1 rRNA gene is annotated in these 461 nt (G+C 42.7%); it reads left to right on the plus strand.

The features are described from left to right. A 16S ribosomal RNA gene (locus tag AC1DFM_RS34775) occupies nucleotides 1-144 on the plus strand; the annotation flags it as partial. Between the last annotated feature and the right edge of the window lie 317 nt (nucleotides 145-461).

Consider the following 461-nt stretch of genomic DNA (forward strand, 5'->3'; position numbering starts at 1 on the left):
CACCGCCCACCGCCCGTCAAGCCATGAAAGCCGGGGGGACCTGAAGTCGGCAACCGCAAGGAACCGCCTAGGGTAAAATCGGTAATTGGGGCTAAGTCGTAACAAGGTAGCCGTATCGGAAGGTGCGGCTGGAATACCTCCTTTTTAGAGCTCATTGTCCTGAGTGAGCTGTTGTTTCCTTCTTTTAATTTATTTGCTGCTAACGCAGACGGCTACACGCCGGATGAATAATCAGCATCAAGTTCTTTTCAATCTTTAATGAAGATGTGTAACTAAAGAGTTACAGAGATCGGATCTCACACATCGACAATAATCACGCAAATGAAATCTTGTAAAAGAGATCAGTGATTAAAAGTTCTTTGACATATTGGGAAATGCAAGTTGTATTCGAAATAGTAGTATTTGAATACTAAATTTTTTAAAGCGAATAAGAGCGCATGGTGGATGCCTAGGATCTAAGA

The sequence above is a fragment of the Chitinophaga sp. 05T412 genome (assembly GCF_056396465.1).